The 17391-nt window shown below is 73.5% G+C and carries 17 protein-coding genes; 7 read left to right on the top strand and 10 right to left on the bottom strand.

Annotated features, from left to right (window positions below; translation table 11 throughout):
* Positions 1–53 precede the first annotated feature (53 nt).
* The 4 genes from ACLIN4_RS26940 to ACLIN4_RS26925 all read right to left on the bottom strand — a co-directional run bounded on the left by ACLIN4_RS26940 (position 54) and on the right by ACLIN4_RS26925 (position 3130).
* Positions 54–572 carry a transglycosylase SLT domain-containing protein gene (locus ACLIN4_RS26940; RefSeq protein ID WP_411576306.1) on the bottom strand — a complete coding sequence of 173 codons (519 nt, stop codon included), beginning with the start codon at positions 570–572 and terminating at the stop codon, positions 54–56.
* Between the two features lie 529 nt (positions 573–1101).
* Entirely contained in the window at positions 1102–1833 is a 732-nt protein-coding gene (locus ACLIN4_RS26935; protein ID WP_382087833.1) for a DJ-1/PfpI family protein, read from the bottom strand.
* Positions 1830–2474 carry a DJ-1/PfpI family protein gene (locus ACLIN4_RS26930; protein WP_290012354.1) on the bottom strand — a complete coding sequence of 215 codons (645 nt, stop codon included), beginning with the start codon at positions 2472–2474 and terminating at the stop codon, positions 1830–1832. Before ACLIN4_RS26930 ends, ACLIN4_RS26935 begins: the two co-directional genes overlap by 4 nt.
* A gap of 2 nt (positions 2475–2476) precedes the next feature.
* Positions 2477–3130, bottom strand: coding sequence for an HD domain-containing protein (locus ACLIN4_RS26925; RefSeq protein ID WP_411576305.1), 654 nt, complete (start codon positions 3128–3130; stop codon positions 2477–2479).
* A 53-nt stretch (positions 3131–3183) separates the two neighbouring features.
* Here ACLIN4_RS26925 and ACLIN4_RS26920 point away from each other — a divergent pair, with 53 nt between their 5' ends.
* The 3 genes from ACLIN4_RS26920 (at position 3184) to ACLIN4_RS26910 (ending at position 6546) form a co-directional block, all read left to right on the top strand.
* Positions 3184–4245 (top strand): GlxA family transcriptional regulator, encoded by a 1062-nt coding sequence (locus tag ACLIN4_RS26920; RefSeq protein ID WP_290012355.1) that lies wholly within the window; start codon positions 3184–3186, stop codon positions 4243–4245.
* Positions 4246–4329: 84 nt separating this feature from the next.
* A complete protein-coding gene (locus ACLIN4_RS26915) occupies positions 4330–5241 on the top strand; it encodes a phosphorothioated DNA-binding restriction endonuclease (RefSeq protein ID WP_289908864.1) in 912 nt (303 codons plus the stop codon).
* 435 nt (positions 5242–5676) lie between these two features.
* Positions 5677–6546 (top strand): DUF2637 domain-containing protein, encoded by an 870-nt coding sequence (locus ACLIN4_RS26910; RefSeq protein ID WP_289908863.1) that lies wholly within the window; start codon positions 5677–5679, stop codon positions 6544–6546.
* 65 nt (positions 6547–6611) lie between these two features.
* Here ACLIN4_RS26910 and ACLIN4_RS26905 read toward each other — a convergent pair whose 3' ends face one another.
* Positions 6612–7055: a DUF6299 family protein gene (locus ACLIN4_RS26905; RefSeq protein WP_107475890.1), complete on the bottom strand. Its 444-nt coding sequence runs from the start codon at positions 7053–7055 to the stop codon at positions 6612–6614.
* Between the two features lie 390 nt (positions 7056–7445).
* On the opposite strand from ACLIN4_RS26905, the gene ACLIN4_RS26900 reads away from it, so the two are divergent.
* Complete coding sequence (locus ACLIN4_RS26900) at positions 7446–7655, top strand: DUF5999 family protein (RefSeq protein WP_289908862.1); 210 nt, start codon at positions 7446–7448, stop codon at positions 7653–7655.
* Positions 7656–7676: 21 nt separating this feature from the next.
* Here ACLIN4_RS26900 and ACLIN4_RS26895 read toward each other — a convergent pair whose 3' ends face one another.
* The 3 genes from ACLIN4_RS26895 to ACLIN4_RS26885 are packed head-to-tail and all read right to left on the bottom strand — an operon-like array spanning position 7677 to position 10377.
* Positions 7677–8504, bottom strand: a complete 828-nt coding sequence (locus ACLIN4_RS26895) for an alpha/beta fold hydrolase (protein ID WP_382023458.1) — start codon at positions 8502–8504, stop codon at positions 7677–7679.
* A 26-nt stretch (positions 8505–8530) separates the two neighbouring features.
* A complete protein-coding gene (locus ACLIN4_RS26890) occupies positions 8531–8929 on the bottom strand; it encodes a RidA family protein (protein ID WP_100047347.1) in 399 nt (132 codons plus the stop codon).
* Entirely contained in the window at positions 8926–10377 is a 1452-nt protein-coding gene (locus ACLIN4_RS26885; RefSeq protein ID WP_307651986.1) for an acyl-CoA dehydrogenase family protein, read from the bottom strand. The genes ACLIN4_RS26890 and ACLIN4_RS26885 overlap by 4 nt, the downstream gene beginning before the upstream one ends.
* Positions 10378–10565: 188 nt before the next feature.
* On the opposite strand from ACLIN4_RS26885, the gene ACLIN4_RS26880 reads away from it, so the two are divergent.
* The 3 genes from ACLIN4_RS26880 to ACLIN4_RS26870 all read left to right on the top strand — a co-directional run bounded on the left by ACLIN4_RS26880 (position 10566) and on the right by ACLIN4_RS26870 (position 14122).
* Positions 10566–12296, top strand: coding sequence for an AMP-binding protein (locus tag ACLIN4_RS26880; RefSeq protein WP_373428991.1), 1731 nt, complete (start codon positions 10566–10568; stop codon positions 12294–12296).
* A 15-nt stretch (positions 12297–12311) separates the two neighbouring features.
* Entirely contained in the window at positions 12312–13145 is an 834-nt protein-coding gene (locus ACLIN4_RS26875) for a PaaX family transcriptional regulator C-terminal domain-containing protein (protein ID WP_289908858.1), read from the top strand.
* Between the two features lie 83 nt (positions 13146–13228).
* Positions 13229–14122: a sulfotransferase family protein gene (locus ACLIN4_RS26870; protein ID WP_100047351.1), complete on the top strand. Its 894-nt coding sequence runs from the start codon at positions 13229–13231 to the stop codon at positions 14120–14122.
* Here ACLIN4_RS26870 and ACLIN4_RS26865 read toward each other — a convergent pair.
* Positions 14110–16512: a bifunctional salicylyl-CoA 5-hydroxylase/oxidoreductase gene (locus ACLIN4_RS26865; protein WP_411576304.1), complete on the bottom strand. Its 2403-nt coding sequence runs from the start codon at positions 16510–16512 to the stop codon at positions 14110–14112. The genes ACLIN4_RS26870 and ACLIN4_RS26865 overlap by 13 nt on opposite strands.
* Positions 16497–17324 (bottom strand): enoyl-CoA hydratase family protein, encoded by an 828-nt coding sequence (locus ACLIN4_RS26860; RefSeq protein WP_411576303.1) that lies wholly within the window; start codon positions 17322–17324, stop codon positions 16497–16499. The genes ACLIN4_RS26865 and ACLIN4_RS26860 overlap by 16 nt, the downstream gene beginning before the upstream one ends.
* Positions 17325–17391 lie beyond the last annotated feature (67 nt).

Genomic DNA, 17391 nt, shown 5'->3' with positions numbered 1-17391 from the left:
CTCCGCACGGGACCGGTCGTCCCCGGGGCTCAGGCGGTCGGTGGGTCCGCCGGTCAGTAGGCGGAGTCGACGTCGTCCATGGAGCCGTACTTGTCGGCCGCGTAGTTGCAGGCGGCGACGATGTTGGCGACCGGGTCGGTGATGGAGTCCTTCGTGCCCTTGACGTGGTAGGCGTCGAAGGTGGGCTGGATCGTCTGGAGCAGGCCCTTCGAGGGGATGCCGTTCTGGGCGTTGACGTCCCAGTTGTTCTGCGCGTGCGGGTTGCCGGACGACTCGCGCATGATGTTGCGGTGCAGGCCCTCGTAGGTGCCCGGGATGTTCTTGACGTCCATGACGTCCAAGGCGGTGCGGATCCAGCCGTCGAGGTCGTCGCCGTGCTTCTTCTCGCCCGCCTTGACGATGGCCTTGATCTTGTCGGTCTGGGCCTGCGTCTGCGCGGTGGACGCCTTGGCCGGCTCGGCGGCGTGCGCCGGGCTCGGGACGAGGGTGAGGCTGACGGCGGCGGCACCCGCGGCGGCGAGGGAGGCCACGGCGGACTTGCGGATGCGGGGACGGCGCATGAGGGCGTGCATGGGTGTACCTCTCCATTCGGGAACGTGATGGGGAGGCCGACGGGGGGTCGGCGACGCGGTGTCCGCGTGGGACGCGTCTTCGCGTCATCAGGGCCGGTGTCTGGATCACGGACGGGCTCTTCCCGTCCGGTCCCGGCGCTCGGCTCCCCGGTACGCCGAACACACTGCGGAACGCTCGGGGGCCGCGACAAGTGTGTGACCTACTACGCCGCTTCGCAGACCGGCCGCGTGGCCGCCCGGACGGCTGGAGACCACGGGGGGCAAGCGGCCGTCGAGCGTCTACTAACCCCGGCCCCGTGTGACGTGAGCCCTGTGCGCGCCCTCACAGAGCCGGTCGCCCAGCGGACATCTCTCGTCACCCTGCGGAGACAGACGTCTCACTCAATGAAGCATTGCAGTCACCCTTCGGGGTCGCCTGGACCCTCCCGACCCGCACGTGTGCGAGCCAGGAGGGGTTCGGCTTCGCCTGTGGGACCCGGCCGTCGGCCTTGAGCCGGCGCGGAACGTCAGCGGCTGCTCCGGGCGCTTCTCAGCGTCCGCCCCGCGCGGCCCATACCGTGCCCCGGGCCTCGTACTCGAGCATCTCCTCCAGGCCGACCGCGGCGTCCGCGCCGAGTTCCCGGCGTACCAGCCACAGGGCGAGGTCCAGCCCGGAGGTCACCCCGCCGGCGGTGACCAGGTCACCGTCGTCGACCACACGGGCGTTCTTCAGCACGCCACCCTGCTCCTCCAGGTCGGCCCGCGCCCGGTGATGGGTGGTGCAGGGGCGTCCCGAGGTCAGCCCGGCGGCGGAGAGCAGCATGACGCCCGTGCACAGCGCGCTGACGGTCAGGCCCGGGCGGGTCGCGGCGGCCAGGGCCCGGGGCAGGGAGCCCCGTCGGATCTCGGCCCACACGCCGGGGTCCTCGCGGCGCGCGTACCCGCCGCCGGGGACGACGAGGAGGTCCGCGTCCCGAGGAGCCCAACCGTGGTCGACGCGCAGCCTGGTGCCGTACGCCGCCTCGACGGTACGCGGACCGTCGAGCGTGACGTAACGGACGTCCACCTCCCGGTCGGCGAAGTGGCCGGAGGCCGAGAACACCTCGTACGGGGCGGCGAAGTCGAGTTCCTCCACACCGTCGAACATGACGACGTGTACGCGTAACGGACGGTCGCGCGCGGGAGTTGCCGGGGTCGCCGCGTCGGCCCGGGTGGCGGTGCCGGCGGTCAGCGTCGCGGCGCCGAGCGCGGTGGTGGCGTGCAGGAGGGTACGGCGGTTCATCTCGGTCGGTGCTCCGTTTCTCGGTCGGTCGTGGGCGGTGGGAGGGGTTCGTCCGCCAGGTACGGGGGTGCCGGGTCGTACTGGAGGGCTCGGCGCACGGCGCGGGCGTGTTCGCGTCCGTGCAGCCGGCCGACGAGCCACAGGGCGCTGTCGATGCCGGCGGAGACGCCCTGGCTGGTGAGCAGGTCGCCGTCGACGACATAGCGGGCGTCCCGTACGACGGTGACGTCGCCGCGTTCTTCCAGCGCCTCCTCGTACTGCCAGTGGGTGGCGACCCGACGGCCCCGGGCCGGGCCGGCGGCGTGCAGCAGGAAGGTTCCGGTGCAGACGCCGACCACCCAGGCGGCGCGCGCGGCGGTGTCGGTGAGCCAGCCGGTGACCCGTTCGTTGTGCGGCTCGACCTCCCGGGCTCCGGAACCGCCCGGTACGAGGAGGACGTCCAGCGGCGGGTGGTCGCCGAGCGTGTGATCGGGCAGGACCCGCATGCCCTGGGAGCAGCGGACGGGTGCGGAGTGCTCGGCGACGAGCAGGACGTCGTCCCTGCCGTCCCGCAGTCCGGAGGAGGTGGTGAACACCTCCCACGGACCGGTGAAGTCGAGTTCCTGCGCGGTGTCGAACAGCAGGATTCCGTACGTGGTCATGGTCAGTTGCCCCAGCGGGCGGCGTCGGCCATGGTCTCCATCCGGGTCCTGTGCGGCGGCGCGGACCTCTCCCGCAGCAGTTCCGACGCGATGGAGAAGGGCGGGGCCTTCTCCGGACGGCGCCGTGCCTGGGCGACGATCTCGTCGGTGAGGGTGGTGGCCATGGACAGCCGCGGATAGGCGGCGTGGATCGCGGCCCCGGTGGCGTCGTCGACGCAGTCGGTCTCCCAGCCGAAGTCCATGCCGGTCCCCTGGTGCACCAGGGCGCACAGGGTGCCGCGGCGCTCGGCGATGCCCGGCGTCGTGTGCAGGGCGACGGCCTCCCACACGGCGTCGACGGCGGCGGCGGGCAGGCCATGTGCGGTGAGGAACTCCGCGGCCGTGTCGGCGCCGTCCACCTCGAACCGCTGGTGGCGGTCGCCCGCCCGCGTCAGGCCGATGTCGTGCAGGACGCAGGCCAGGAACAGCAGCTCCGGATCGTAGTCGCGCCCCGGCTCCGCGCCCTGGTGGTCGGCGCGGAGCCGGGCGAACAGGGCGCTGCGGACGCTGTGGTTGGCGGTCGCGGTGGACTCCGTCTCGCGTACCAGGGCCAGTGCGCGGCGGGCGAGGGGAGTGTCGGGGAGCGGCGGGACGCCGGTGGTCATCTCGTCGTTCATGGCATCGATGATCGGCCGGACCAACTGCCGGTGACAGTGGCAGACTTGCCTCCATGCGAGAGGAAACTGCCACCCCCGCCGCACCGCACCGAGTGGCGGTACTGGTCCTGGACGAGGTGCTGCCCCTGGACCTGGGCATCCCGGCCCAGGTCTTCATCGCCGTACCCGGTGATCCCTATGAACTGACCCTGTGCGGACGGACCGCGGGGTCGGTCCGGACCGCGGCGGGGTTCGACGTGACGGTGACGGCCGGGCTGGAAGCGGTGCGCGGCGCGGACACCGTGGTGGTCCCGGGTTACGCACCGCACCTGCGGGAGCTCCCGGGGGACGTGCTCGCCGCGCTGGCCGGGGCCCGCGCCCGGGGCCGGCGGCTGGTGTCGATCTGCACGGGTGCGTTCGCGCTGGCGGCGGCCGGGGTCCTGGACGGCCGCAAGGCCACCACCCACTGGAAGCACGCGCACGAACTGGCTGCGCGGTATCCGAGGGTGTCGGTGGACCCGCGCGTGCTCTACGTGGACGAGGGGCAGGTGCTGACCTCGGCGGGCGTCGCGGCCGGCATCGACCTGTGCCTGCACCTGGTGCGACGCGACCTGGGCGCACAGACGGCGAACCGGGTGGCGCGCTCCCTGGTCTCCGCTCCCCACCGCGACGGCGGGCAGGCGCAGTACATCGAACGCCCGCTGGCTCCCGAGGCGCCCGGCGTCACCCTCGCGCCCACCCGGGCGTGGGCGCTGGCCCGTCTGCACGAACCGCTGACGGTCCCGCAGCTCGCCGCGCACGCGCACCTGGCGCCGCGGACCTTCGCCCGGCGGTTCGTCACGGAGACCGGCACGACGCCCCTGCGGTGGCTGCTCACCGCCCGGCTCGACCGCGCCCGGGAGCTGCTGGAGAGCACCGAACTCGCCGTCGACCACATAGCCGACCGATGCGGTCTGGGGAGCCCTTCGAATCTCCGGCTGCACTTCCGGCGCACTCTCGGGACGACGCCCACCGCCTATCGCGCGGCGTTCGCCCCGACGGCACGGCCGGACTTCGCGCAGGCACACGCCCCGACCCCGACGGCGGGCGACCTCGCTGCGGTCGACGCCCCCGCCGTCGCCCAGGAGGGCCTCTGAATCCCGCAGTCGCCGTCCGCGTGAAGCCGGCGGAGCGACCGCGGCGGGCCTGCGTGCGGCAGGGCCCGGGCTACGATCGCCCCCATGGACTGGCTGGAGCGGATCGGGACGCTGAGGCAGTGGACCCGGAGCGGGACCCGCGCCCCGCACAAGCCGCTGCTGCTCCTGTACGCCCTCGGCCGGTTCCAGGGCGACCCCGACGGCGGACTGCGGTACACCGCGGTGGAGCGGGACCTGCAGCGGCTGCTGGCCGAGTACGGTCCGCCCCACAAGACGACACCCGCCTACCCCTTCCACCACCTGATCAGCGACGGCGTGTGGGAAGTGGTCACCGACCGGGGACCCGGCAGTCCCGGGAGCGGGATACGGGACCTGCGGGATACGGGCGCCACCGGGCGGCTGGCGCGGGAGTTGAGGACGGCGCTGCGCGGTGACCCCGGACTGCTCGGCAGGATGGCGCGGTTGCTGCTCGACCTGCACTTCCCGCCTTCCCTCCACGGCGAACTGTGCGAGGCCGTCGGCCTGGACCTGGAACCGGTGCGGACCGGGCTACCGGCGCCGGCGCGGCGGCAGCGGGACCGCCGGATGCGGGAGCGGGTGCTGATCGCGTACGAGTACCGGTGCGCCTTCTGCGGTTACGACGGCAGGATCGGCGCGGTGCCGGTCGGGCTGGAGGCCGCCCACGTGCGCTGGTGGGCGTTCGACGGGCCCGACGACGTCGAGAACGGGCTGTGCCTGTGCACGCTGCACCACAAGCTCTTCGACAAGGGTGTCCTCGGGATCGGGGACGACCTGCGGATACTGGTCTCGCAGCGCTTCGTCGGGCACAGCCCGGCCGCCCGCGAGTACGTCACGGCACTCGCCGGCCGTCCCCTGGTCGGCCCGCAGCCCGGCACGCTCCCCGTCGCCGCCGCACACCGTGACTGGCACACCCGTCACGTCTTCCACGGCGAGCCGCGTCCCGCCGTCGTCCACCCCGCGGGCACGGGCGACTGAGGGGCCTCCACTGTGCCGTGGCGCGCCCAATTGCCATATTTACCCACCCCGGCCCGCATTCCTGCTTTTCGTACAGCGATACTGTCGCTCCGATGTGAATTCTGGATTGGGTAAGTATCGAAGAATCGCAGAATTCGTTCACTCGACTGCCGCGCATCCGACGGACAAGGCAGACGTTACTTCGGATATGACGAAGGAAAACGGGGAATTGGTGGAGCTTGGTCCGTGCACCTACCGGCCCGGCAGAAACCACTGGCCGTCACCGGGTGGCGGAACTCTGACCAGAGGCGGACTCCCCGTCCCGCTCCGGGTGACGGAGCCCGTGCTGCTGCGCTTCCTGGACGTCATGACCGAGCTCGAGGCCGGCTTCGCCGAGCGTTGGGGACGGTCCCAGACGGCTCTGACATGCACCCGGGCGGAGTGACCCGAGGCGTCATGCACGACGAACAGTTCCAGCATCACTTGTCCTACGGCGAGGGCCCGTTCCGCTCCATGGGAACCGGACGGCACCGCGCCCCCGAGCACGCCTTCCAGGAAACGCTGGTCCCGCCGGAGCCCGGCTGGGACCCCGCCGAGGAGCTCGCGTTCCTGCTCCAGGACGCGATGGAGCAGCAGCCCCCGGTGCCGCACGCAGCGGACACGTCGGCCCTGGCTCCCGCACCGGGCACGCCGTTGAGCAACCTGCAGGAGATCACCGCGGAGTTGCCGCCGCTGCGGGACACCCCCACGAGCCACCGCAAGATCCGCAAACGGGTGAGCCGGCTGCGCGCCACGAGCCTGTTCGTGGCGGCGCTCGCCGCGGTCATCGCGGCCTCCGTGAGCCTGTTCGGCGGCATGGTGGCCTACGAGCCCCTGCGCCTGGCCGCCGCGACCCGCACCCGCGGCAGCGTGGTGTCCTGGTGGCCGCTGCTGGTCTACGGCCCCTGGCTGGTGGCGTCGCTGGCCGTGCTGCGGTCCGCGCTGCACCAGCGCCGCGCGGTCCATTCCTGGGCGGTGGTCCTGCTGTTCTCGGCCATCGCGATGCTGCTGTGCATCGCTCAGGCGCCCAGGACGCTCAGCGACGCGGCGGCCGCGGCCCTGCCGGGGCTGGCCGCGCTGGTCTGCTTCCAGCAGATCGTCCGGCAGATCACACTGACCCGCCCGCCCCGCCGCGCGGTGACACCGCGCCACCGCCAACGCGACACGCCCGCTCCGGGCGCCGGAACGGGCGGTCCGGCGTCCCCGGACCCGGTCTCCCTTCCGCAGCAGCGGAACACTCCCCCGCGCTCGCCGCGGCCCGGCACGGAGGCCAGGAAGCGTCCCTGACCCACGGCTGCCCACGCCATCGGCCCCCGCATCCACCCGGTGCGGGGGCCGATGGCGTCCGGGGCTCAGCTCTGGACCAGGGTCACGTCCTGGCTGTGCCGCGCGTGGAAGCTCGGGAGCGGCACGATGCCCACGGGGCGCAGCTCGACCAGGGTGGCTTCGACGTGGGCCGCGCCCGGCTTGAGCTTGCCCGCGTCGAGCGTGCCGGAGTCGACCCAACGGTGCTCCAGGCCGTCGCAGACCGCGGGGGTGCCGCCGACGCTGTACCGGACGTTCGGGTCGCTCTGGCTCACCGTGGAGCTGACGAAGACGGGGCCCGTACTGCCGGTGCAGCGGTAGGTGCCGGAGAGGGTGACGGTGCCGTCGGCGGCGATGCGGCCGGTCGGGTCGATCGTCACCGACTCGGTGACGTGGCGGGCGTCGTGCGGGGCCGCCGTCGCGGCGGGGGCGGCCAGCAGGAAGAGGGCGGCGCCGGCTGCGGTGGCGAGGGCTGCGGATCGTACGGGCACGGGGGCCTCCCGGTCGGTCGGTCGGAATGGGGGGTTCCACTGGTACCGGGCGGACGGGCCGGCGGGGGTGACCGTCACCCCTTCGGTGGCGAGTCCCTGTGGCGCGTCGCAGTGGCGGCTCGCGTTCGGTGGCGGGTCAGGTTCGGTGGCGGGTCCCGTTCCGTGGCGGTCCCGTTCCGTGGCGGCGCGTCTCCCGGTGGCGGTGCGTCTCCCGGTGGCGCGTCCCGTATCGGTGGCGGGTCCGCTTCGGCCGTCGTGGAACCGTCCCCGGGTTGTCCGGGTGTTGTCACGCTTGCCGGCCGGGTCTTGGCGCTGACTCGGGCGCGGGCGCACGGTCTGTACATGCGACGGTCCCGACGACGGGACGGTCCCCCGACGTGGAGGTGCGCCATGTGTACCCACCGGTCTTCCTGCCCCGCGGCCGACTCCCCCGCCGCGCGACCGGCGTCCGCGCACGTCGTCGCCGCCCACCCCGAGCAGGGGTGGAGCCTGCTGTGCGACGGCACGATCGTCTTCGACGACACCGGCGAGCTGCTGCCCGACGGGCGGGTGGTCGGTCCGCGCCGGGTGCCGGCCGGGCGACTGGCGATGGCGGCCTGACCGCCCCGCCGGGTGCGGCGCTCAGCTCTTCTCGGCGATGAACTCCCGCAGCAGGGAGGCGAGCAGTTCCGGCTGGTCCTCGGCGATGAGTGTCCGGGTGTCCTCGATCTCCACCAGCCGTCCCCGCGGGAGGAGTTCTGCCAGGCGTCGGCCATGGGCGCGGGGCATCATCAGGTCCTCCAGTGCCCAGACGACGAGCGCGGGCCGGTCGAAGCGCCGCAACCCCTGGGCGGCTTCCAGCAGTTCGTCGCGGCGGACGTGAGTGCCGTAGTACCGGAAGTCGCGCCGGACGGCGGGGTCGGTGCGCAGCGGACGCAGCCAGCCGTCGACGATCGCGTCCGGCACGGGCCGCTTGGTGAGCGCGCCGATGCCGACGGGGAGCCGGCGCAGTGGTCTCAGCCCGAGGACGCGGACCAGCAGGGACACGCCCCCGGGCACCCGGCAGGCGAGGCCGATCAGCTTCCCGGGCAGGCCCGGCGGGTAGTTGTCGAACGCCTCGCACGCGACGAGGGCCAGGCGCGCGAGGCGTTCCGGGTGCCGGGCGGCCACCGTCTGGGCCCGTCCGCAGTCGTTCTCGACGAGGGTGACGTCCCTCAGGTCGAGGCGGTCCAGGAACTCCGCGATCAGCTCGTTGACCAGGTCCGGGGTGGGCGGCCGGGACATGGGCCGGCGGTGGGCGCCGTAGGGGAGGGTCGGGGCGATCACCCGGTGGTCGGTGCGCAGGTCGGCGATCACCTTGCGCCAGACTGTCGCGTCGTGGACCAGACCGTGGAGGAGCACGACGACGGGGCCGTCTCCGCCGGTGTCCTCGTACTCGATGGTTCCCGCGGTCAGTTCGACGTCCGGCATCCGGGACTCCAGGGTCTGCGGGCCCGTCAGGGCAGTACGGCGAATCCGTCGAGTTCCACCAACGCCCGCTCGTCCCACAGGCGTACGACCTCCACGACCGCCATCGCAGGGTAGTCGCGGCCGGCCAGCTCCCGCCAGGTGCGGCCGAGTTCGGCGGCGTGGGTGCGGTAGGCGGCGACGTCCGTGGCGTAGACGGTGACGCGGGCGAGGTCGGACGGGGTGCCGCCGGCGGCGCGCAGGGCGGTGAGGAGGTTGGTGAGGGCCGTCTCGAACTGGGCGACGAGGGTGTCGCCGGTGACCTTGCCGTCGGTGTCGAGGGCGGTCTGGCCGGCCAGGAACACGACGCGGCTGCCGGTGGCGACGACGGCGTGGGAGAAGCCCGTGGGCGGGGAGAGTTCGGGCGGGTTGAGCCGTTCGGCGGTCATGCGCCGGCCTCCTCGGTCGTCGCGTCCAGGGTGCGGTACAGCTCCTTGGCGATGATGCCGCGCTGCACCTCGCTCGCGCCCTCGTAGACGCGCGGGGCGCGCACCTCCCGGTAGAGGTGTTCCAGGAGGTGGCCGCGGCGCAGGGCGCGGGCGCCGTGCAGCTGGACGGCACGGTCGACGACGTACTGGGCGGTCTCGGTGGCGAGGAGCTTCGCCATCGCGGCACGGCGGGGGACGTCCGGTGCGCCCTCGTCGTAGGCCGTCGCCGCCGCGTACACCATCAGGCGGGCCGCCTCGGTGCGCAGGGCCATCTCGGCGATCTGGTGGGCGACGGTCTGCAGGTCGCGCAGTCTGCCGCCGAAGGCCGTGCGGGCGGTGGTGTGCGCGAGGGTGGCGTCGAGGGCCGCCTGCGCCATGCCGACGGCGAAGGCGCCGACGCTGGGGCGGAACAGGTTGAGGGTGTCCATGGCGACGCGGAAGCCGCGGTCGACCTCACCGAGGACGTCGTCGGTGGTGACGGGGACGGCGTCGAAGGCGAGGGCGCCGATGGGGTGCGGGGAGAGCATGTCGAGGGGGGTGCCGGTGAGGCCGGGGCGGTCGGCGGGCACCAGGAAGGCGGTGACGCCGCGGGCGCCGGCGCCGGGAGTGGTGCGGGCGAAGACGGTGTAGAAGTCGGCCTCGGGGGCGTTGGAGATCCAGCACTTCTCGCCGGTGAGCCGCCAGGCGGAGGGGCCGTCGCGGTCGGCGGCGAGGGAGGCGGGGGCCGGGGCCTGCCGGGCACCGGGCCCGTGGGCGTCCGGGGCCGGTCGGCTCGCCTCCGGGCCCGGCCGTCCGGTGTCGGGAGTTGCGGGGCCCGGTGGTCGGCTCGCCTCCGCGCCGCGCCCCGCTCCGGGCCTCGCGGTACCGGTACCGGGACTTTCGGCCGTCGTGGTGCCGGGCGTCACGGGCCGCGTGGTGCCGGGCTCCCCGCGGCGCCCGGCGTCTGCCCCTCCGGCGTCTGCCCCTCCGGTCCCTGCCGCGTCGGCGTCCGCCGGTCCCGCGTCCGGTTCCGCGCCCAGGCTCAGCGCAGCCGCGTCCGAGCCGGCGTCGGGCTCGCTGAGGGCGAAGGCGGCGACCGCGCTGCCGTCGCTCACCCGGGGGAGCCAGCGGGCGCGCTGGGTCTCGGTGCCGTGGGCGTGGACGGGGTGCGCGCCGAGGCCCTGGAGGGCGAGCGCGGTCTCGGCCTCCGTGCACGCGTGGGCCAGGGACTCGCGCATCAGGCAGAGATCGAGGGCGCCCGAGGTGAACAGGCGGGGCAGCAGCCCGAGGGCGCCCAGTTCGACGAGGAGGGCCCGGTTGACGCGGCCCGGCTCGCCCTTCTCGGCCAGCGGGCGCAGCCGTTCGTCGGCCAGGGCGCGCAGCTCGGCACACCAGGCGAGTTGTGCCGGTTCGAGCGAGAATGCGGTCATCGATCGACGGTCCCTTCCCCTGCCACGTCCCCCGCTGCGCACCCTGCCGGTCCCCCGCTACGCACCCTGCCGCGTCCCGTGCTCCTGCGCGCCGGGCCACGCCCGAGGTTATCGCGCACCGTTGACTGTCGTCACCAACACGATACGCTCGTTGCGCGAGCCCACCACGACAAAGGGGGCGAACCGCCATGGCGCAGACGCATCACGCGGAGCCGCACCGCTCCGGCCACGTCGACACCTTCGCGCGTGATCACCTGCCGCCCCCCGAACAGTGGCCAGAGCTCCGCTTCGACCTCCCGCAGCTGCGCTACCCCGCCCGGCTGAACTGCGCGGCCGAGCTGCTCACCGGCCCGCCCGACGACCGCCCGGTCTTCCGCACCGCGTCCGGGGACGGCTGGACGTACGGGCAGTTGCGGGCCCGGGTCGACCGGCTCGCCCACCTCCTCACCGGCGACCTCGGTGTCGTCCCGGGCAACCGGGTGCTGCTGCGCGGCCCCACCACCCCGTGGCTGGCCGCCTGTTGGCTGGCGGTGCTGAAGGCGGGGGCGGTGGCGGTCACGGTGCTGGCCCAGCAGCGCCCGCACGAGCTGCGCGCGATCTGCGAGATCGCCCGGGTGCGGCACGCGCTGTGCGACGTCCGGACCGTCGACGACCTGGCCAAGGCGGAGGTCCCGGGGCTGCGGATCACGACGTACGGCGGGGACGCGCCCGACGACCTGCTGACCCGCGCGGAGGCCGGTACGGAGGCCGAGGCGGAGGCAGGCGCGGAGGCCGCCGGAAGGGCCGGTACGCGGGCGGGTACCGCACCTGAGACCCCGTACCCGCCCGCGGACACCGCGGCCGACGACGTGGCGCTGATCGCGTTCACCTCCGGCACCACCGGACGGCCCAAGGGCTGCATGCACTTCCACCGTGACGTGCTGGCGATCGCCGACACCTTCTCCGCGCACGTGCTCAAGCCGCGTCCGGACGACCTCTTCGCGGGCAGTCCGCCGCTCGGTTTCACCTTCGGGCTGGGCGGGCTGGTGATCTTCCCGATGCGGGCCGGGGCGAGCGCGCTGCTGCTCGAACAGGCCGGTCCCCGGCAGCTGTTGCCCGCCGTCGCCGAGCACCGGGTGTCGGTGCTGTTCACCGCGCCGACGGCGTACCGCGCGATGCTCGACGAACTGGACGCGTACGACGTGACGAGTCTCAGGCGCTGCGTCTCGGCGGGCGAGAACCTGCCCGCGGCCACCTGGCGGTCCTGGCACGAACGCACCGGCCTACGCATCATCAACGGCATCGGCGCCACCGAGCTGCTGCACATCTTCGTCTCCGCGGCGGACGACGACATCAGGCCCGGCACGACCGGCGTCCCGGTCCCGGGGTGGCACGCGCGCGTGCAGGACGAGTCCGGAGCGCCGGTGCCCGACGGGGAGCCGGGGCTGCTCGCGGTGCGGGGCCCGGTGGGCTGCCGGTATCTCGCCGATCCGCGGCAGCGGGAGTACGTGCGGGGCGGCTGGAACATCACCGGTGACACGTACGTGCGCGAGCCCGACGGATACTTCCGGTACGTCGCCCGCGCCGACGACATGATCATCTCCGCGGGGTACAACATCGCCGGGCCGGAGGTGGAGGACGCGCTGCTGCGTCATCCGGACGTGGTGGAGGCGGCCGTCGTGGGCCGGCCCGACGCGCACCGCGGGCAGGTCGTGGTCGCCCACGCCGTACTGCGGGAGGGTGCGGAGCGGGACGCCGACGCACTGCGCGCCTTCCTCCGGGCCGAGCTCGCGCCGTACAAGTGCCCGCGCGAGATCCACTTCGCGGACGCCCTGCCGCGCACGGCGACCGGCAAGCTCCAGCGCTACCGGCTACTGCCGCAGCCGCAGCCGCAGCCGCAGCCGCAGCCGCCCGATCATCCCCGGGGCGACCAGGCATGATGCCGACGACATAAGATGATCAATGTGTCCGACCAGCACGCGCAGCACGCCCCGAGGTCCCTGATCGTCACGCTCTACGGCGCGTACGGCCGCTTCGCGCCGGGCCCGGTACCCGTCGCCGAGCTGATCCGGCTGCTGGCCACGGTCGGGGTGGACGCCCCGTCCGTGCGCTCCTCGGTGTCCCGGCTGAAGCGGCGCGGGCTGCTGCTGCCCGCGCGCACGGCCGACGGCGCGGCCGGTTACGAGCTCTCCGCCGAGGCCCGTCAGTTGCTGGACGACGGAGACCGGCGCATCTACGCCACGGCGCCCTACGAGGACGAGGGCTGGGTGCTCGCGGTGTTCTCGGTGCCGGAGTCGGAACGGCAGAAGCGGCACGTGCTGCGCTCCCGCCTCGCCGGACTCGGCTTCGGCACGGCGGCCCCCGGCGTGTGGATCGCCCCGGCACGCCTGTACGAGGAGACCCGGCACGCGCTGGGCCGCCTGGGCCTGGACTCCTACGTGGACTTCTTCCTCGGTGAGCACCTGGGCTTCACGCCGACCGCCGAGGCGGTGGCCCGCTGGTGGGACCTGGCCGCGGTCGCCAAGGAGCACGAGGCGTTCCTCGACCGCCACGCGCGCGTGCTGCGCGACTGGGAGCGACGGCCGGACACCCCGCCGGAGGAGGCCTACCGCGACTACCTCCTCGCCCTGGACTCCTGGCGCCACCTGCCCTACGCCGACCCCGGTCTGCCCGCCCGGCTGCTGCCCGAGGGGTGGCCCGGCACGCGCTCGGCGGCCGTCTTCCACGCGCTGCACGATCGGCTGCGCGACGCGGGGGCGGTCTACGCGGCACTCGACACTCCAGGGTGACTCCCGTCACATTTGCCGCCGATCAAGGAACCCTCAGCCTTCTCAGACCCTCTTCTCAGGTTCGTCACCTACCGTGCGGACGCATGAGCCTCGCACGTAACTTGAACCGGGCCCTCACCGTCACCACCGGCCTCCAGGTACGGAGAGCTCCCCAGAGAGCGAGGGGAAAGAAGGCCTCCGCCGCGCCGGACGCGGCCGAGCGGCCGGTGCCCGCCTACCGATGTCCGTCGGCCGAGGAACTGGCGACCGAGCGGCTGCTGCGGCAGCCCGTCTTCATCATCTCCTCCATCCGCTCCGGCTCCACCCTGCTGCGCATGATGCTGGGCGCCCACCCGCGGCTGCACGCCCCGCACGAGCTGCACCTCGGCCGGATGGAGGTCGTCTGCACCAACTGGTTCTCCCAGCGCGCGATGGGCACCCTCGGCCTGGACCGGGGTGACCTGGAGCACCTGTTGTGGGACCGCGTCATGCACCGGGAGCTGACCCGGTCCGGCAAGGACTTCGTCGTGGAGAAGACCCCGGCCAACGTCTACATGTTCCAGCGGCTCAAGGACTGCTGGCCCGACGCGCGCTTCGTCTTCCTGCTGCGCCACCCCGAGTCGATCGCCCGCTCATGGCACGAGAGCGACCCCGTCAAGCGGCCGTACGACAAGGCCGTGGGCGACGTGCTGCCCTACGTGCGGGCCGTCGAGGAGGCCCGCGCGGCCGACGCCGACGGCTTCACCGTGCGCTACGAGGACATCACCGCCGACCCCGAGCGGGAGATGCGCCGACTGTGCGCGTTCCTCGGCGTCGACTACGACCCGGCCATGCTCGACTACGGCAGGAAGAGCGACGGCGAACTGGTCCGGGGCCTCGGTGACTGGCGGGACAACATCCGCACCGGCACGGTCCAGCCGGGCCGCGCGCTGCCCGCCGAGGAGGAGATCGCCGGACCGCTGCGTCCGGTGAGCGCGGCCTGGGGCTACACGTCCTGACGCCCGCCGTGCAGCGTGAGTCTGGGCCTGGGGGCGTCGGTGCGTCCGGTGACCGGGCGGCGGCTGCCCGCCCGGTACGGGGCCGGCCATACGACGCCCGGCCCCTCGTAGCCCTGCTCGGCCGCGGCATGCAGGGTCCAGTGCGGGTCGTAGAGGTGGGGGCGGGCGAGGGCGCACAGGTCGGTGCGGCCGGCCAGGATCAGCGAGTTCACGTCGTCCCATGAGGAGATCGCGCCGACGGCGATCACCGGTACGCCGGCCTCGTGCCGGATGCGGTCCGCGTACGGGATCTGGTAGGAGCGCCCGAATTCGGGCCGCTCGTCGGACACGACCTGCCCGGTGGACACGTCGACGGCGTCGGCGCCGTGCGCCGCGAAGGCACGGGCGACGGCCACGGCCTCCTCGGGGGTCGTACCGCCCTCGGCCCAGTCGGTGGCGGACACGCGTACGGTCATGGGCCGGTCCTCGGGCCACACGCCGCGCACGGCGTCGAAGACCTCCAGCGGGAAGCGGAGCCGGTTCTCCGGTGAGCCGCCGTAGGCGTCGGTGCGGCGGTTGGTGAGCGGGGAGAGGAAGCCGGAGAGCAGGTAGCCGTGGGCGCAGTGCAGTTCCAGCAGGTCGAAACCGGCCCGGGCGGCGCGGGCGGCGGCGGCCGTGAACTGCTCCCGGACGTCCGTCAGCTCCGCCCGGGACAGCTCGCGCGGGACCTGGCCGCCCGGTTTGTACGGCAGCGGCGAGGGGGCGACGAGGGGCCAGTTGCCCTCGGGGAGCGGTTCGTCCATGCCCTCCCACATCAGCCGCGTCGAGCCCTTGCGGCCGCTGTGCCCGAGCTGCACGCCGATCGCGGTGCCGGGCGCCTGCGCGTGCACGAAGTCCGTGATCCGCCGCCACGCCTCGGCCTGGCGTCCGGTGTACAGGCCCGCGCAGCCCGGGGTGATGCGGCCCCGCTCGCTGACGCACACCATCTCGGTCATCACCAGTCCGGCGCCGCCCAGCGCCCTCGCACCGAGGTGGACGAGGTGGAAGTCGCCGGGAACGCCGTCGGTGGCCGAGTACATGTCCATCGGGGAGACGACGACGCGGTTGCGCAGGGTCAGGCCGCGCAGCCGGAACGGGGTGAACATCGGCGGGGTGCCGGGCGGGCAGCCGAACTCGCGCTCGACGGACGCGGTGAAGCGGGGGTCGCGCAGGCGCAGGTTGTCGTGGGTGACGCGGCGGCTGCGGGTGAGCAGGTTGAACGCGAACCGGCGGGGCGGCTGGTCGACGTACCGGGACAGGTCCTCGAACCATTCCAGGCTGGCCTTGGCCGCCCGCTGGGTGGAGGCGACGACGGGGCGCCGCTCCTCCTCGTAGGCGGCGAGCGCCTTCTCGAGGGTGGGCTGTTCCTCCAGGCAGGCGGCGAGCGCGAGGGCGTCCTCCACGGCGAGCTTGGTGCCGGAGCCGATGGAGAAGTGGGCGGTGTGGGCGGCGTCGCCGAGGAGGACGACGTTGCCGTGCCACCAGCGTTCGTTGACGACCGTGCGGAAGGTGGTCCACGCCGACTTGTTGGACTTCAGCGGCCGGCCGCCGAGGGCGTCGGCGAAGATCTTGGCGCAGCGGGCGGTGGACTCGGCCTCGTCCAGCTCGTCGAAGCCGGCCGCCCGCCAGACCTCCTCGCGCATCTCGACGATGACGGTCGAGGCGTCGGGCGCGTAGGGGTAGCCGTGCAGCTGCACCACGCCGTGCTCGGTCTCGGCGATGTCGAAGCGGAAGGCGTCGAAGGCGAAGTCGGCGGCGAGCCAGATGTAGCGGCAGCGGTGGGTGGTGAGGCAGGGGCGGAACGCGTCGCGGTAGGTCGCCCGGGTGGTGCTGTGTACGCCGTCGGCGGCGACGACGAGGTCGTACTCCCGGGCCAGGCGGTCGGGGTGCGGGGCCTCGGTGCGGAAGCGCAGCTCGACGCCGAGGGTGCGGCAGCGGTCGTGCAGGATCCCCAGGAGCCGGCGGCGGCCGAGGGCGGCGAAACCGTGTCCGCCGGAGGTCTGGCGGGTGCCTCGGTGGACGATGTCGATGTCGTCCCAGCGGACGAAGTCGGCCTCGAGGGACGCGTAGACGGCCGGGTCGGCGTGTTCGATGCCGCCGAGTGTCTCGTCGGAGAGGACGACTCCGAAGCCGAAGGTGTCGTCGGGGGCGTTGCGTTCCCAGACGGTGATCTGGCGGTCGGGGGCGAGGCGTTTGAGGAGGGCGGCGGTGTAGAGGCCGCCGGGGCCTCCGCCGATGATCGCGATGCGGTGGGGGTGCCCGGTCGCCGTCGGCGGCTGCGGGACCGTCGTGGCGGGTCGCGCCCCGCGGCGGAGTCGCATATCGACGCTGTCCCGCGCCCCTGAGGTGCGCATCCCTACCGTCCGTTCCATTTCGGGGGGCGTTTCTCCGTGAAGGCCGCGTGGAACTCCGCGTAGTCCTCGCCGTTCATCAGGAGGGCCTGGGTGGAGGCGTCCAGTTCCACCGCTGCCGCGAGCGGCATGTCCAGCTCTGCCGTGAGGAGAACCTTGGTCTGGGCGTGTGCGAGGGCCGGGCCGTCGGCGAGGCGGCGGGCGAGCGCGGCGGCGGCCTCGTCGGCGCGGCCCTCGTCGGTCAGCTCGCTGATCAGGCCGATCCGCTCGGCCTCCGGCGCCCGCACCGGGTCGCCGAGCATCAGCAGCCGGGTCGCGTGCCCCAGGCCGACCACCCTCGGCAGCAGGTACGCCGCGCCCATGTCGCCGCCGGAGAGGCCGACGCGGGTGAAGAGGAAGGCGAAGCGGGTGGACGGGTCGGCGACGCGGAAGTCGGCGGCCAGCGCGAGGACCGCTCCCGCCCCGGCGGCGACGCCGTGCAGCGCGGCGATCACCGGGAACGGGCACTCCCGTACGGCCCGCACCACCTGGCCCGTCATGCGGTTGAAGTCGAGGAGCTGGGCGGTGTCCATGGACAGGGTCGCGCCGATGATCTCGTCCACGTCGCCGCCCGAGCAGAAGCCGCGTCCCTCCCCGGCCAGCACCAGCGCTCGCACGGACCGCTCCCGGGACAGCTCGGCGAGCAGGTCCCGCAGGTCGGCGTAGGCCTCGAAGGTCAGCGCGTTGAGCTTGTCGGGGCGGGCGAGGGTGACGGTGGCGACGCCGTCGGTCAGATCGACGCGCAGGTGCCGCCAGTCGGGGGTGGGGGCGGCGGAGCCGGTGAAAGGACTCATGACACTCGAAGCTATCACCGTTCTGTGACTGTCGTCACGGGTGCGCGATAGACCTCTGGATGCGGGA

It is taken from the genome of Streptomyces mutabilis (assembly GCF_046628145.1).
GTDB lineage: Bacteria > Actinomycetota > Actinomycetes > Streptomycetales > Streptomycetaceae > Streptomyces > Streptomyces mutabilis.
The sequence above is the reverse complement of the archived record's forward strand: the minus strand, read 5'-3'. Positions and strand labels throughout refer to the sequence as shown.

What these genes read in the sequence shown, in the direction of transcription:
- ACLIN4_RS26910 (WP_289908863.1), top strand. Translation starts at nt 5,677, where the DNA reads ATGCACGACGAACAGTTCCAGCATCACTTGTCCTACGGCGAGGGCCCG.
- ACLIN4_RS26935 (WP_382087833.1), bottom strand. Translation starts at nt 1,833, where the DNA reads ATGAACCGCCGTACCCTCCTGCACGCCACCACCGCGCTCGGCGCCGCG.
- ACLIN4_RS26895 (WP_382023458.1), bottom strand. Translation starts at nt 8,504, where the DNA reads ATGCCGGACGTCGAACTGACCGCGGGAACCATCGAGTACGAGGACACC.
- ACLIN4_RS26890 (WP_100047347.1), bottom strand. Translation starts at nt 8,929, where the DNA reads ATGACCGCCGAACGGCTCAACCCGCCCGAACTCTCCCCGCCCACGGGC.
- ACLIN4_RS26940 (WP_411576306.1), bottom strand. Translation starts at nt 572, where the DNA reads ATGCACGCCCTCATGCGCCGTCCCCGCATCCGCAAGTCCGCCGTGGCC.
- ACLIN4_RS26920 (WP_290012355.1), top strand. Translation starts at nt 3,184, where the DNA reads ATGCGAGAGGAAACTGCCACCCCCGCCGCACCGCACCGAGTGGCGGTA.
- ACLIN4_RS26925 (WP_411576305.1), bottom strand. Translation starts at nt 3,130, where the DNA reads ATGAACGACGAGATGACCACCGGCGTCCCGCCGCTCCCCGACACTCCC.
- ACLIN4_RS26860 (WP_411576303.1), bottom strand. Translation starts at nt 17,324, where the DNA reads ATGAGTCCTTTCACCGGCTCCGCCGCCCCCACCCCCGACTGGCGGCAC.
- ACLIN4_RS26915 (WP_289908864.1), top strand. Translation starts at nt 4,330, where the DNA reads ATGGACTGGCTGGAGCGGATCGGGACGCTGAGGCAGTGGACCCGGAGC.
- ACLIN4_RS26885 (WP_307651986.1), bottom strand. Translation starts at nt 10,377, where the DNA reads ATGACCGCATTCTCGCTCGAACCGGCACAACTCGCCTGGTGTGCCGAG.
- ACLIN4_RS26930 (WP_290012354.1), bottom strand. Translation starts at nt 2,474, where the DNA reads ATGACCACGTACGGAATCCTGCTGTTCGACACCGCGCAGGAACTCGAC.
- ACLIN4_RS26875 (WP_289908858.1), top strand. Translation starts at nt 12,312, where the DNA reads ATGATCAATGTGTCCGACCAGCACGCGCAGCACGCCCCGAGGTCCCTG.
- ACLIN4_RS26880 (WP_373428991.1), top strand. Translation starts at nt 10,566, where the DNA reads ATGGCGCAGACGCATCACGCGGAGCCGCACCGCTCCGGCCACGTCGAC.
- ACLIN4_RS26865 (WP_411576304.1), bottom strand. Translation starts at nt 16,512, where the DNA reads ATGGAACGGACGGTAGGGATGCGCACCTCAGGGGCGCGGGACAGCGTC.
- ACLIN4_RS26900 (WP_289908862.1), top strand. Translation starts at nt 7,446, where the DNA reads ATGTGTACCCACCGGTCTTCCTGCCCCGCGGCCGACTCCCCCGCCGCG.
- ACLIN4_RS26870 (WP_100047351.1), top strand. Translation starts at nt 13,229, where the DNA reads ATGAGCCTCGCACGTAACTTGAACCGGGCCCTCACCGTCACCACCGGC.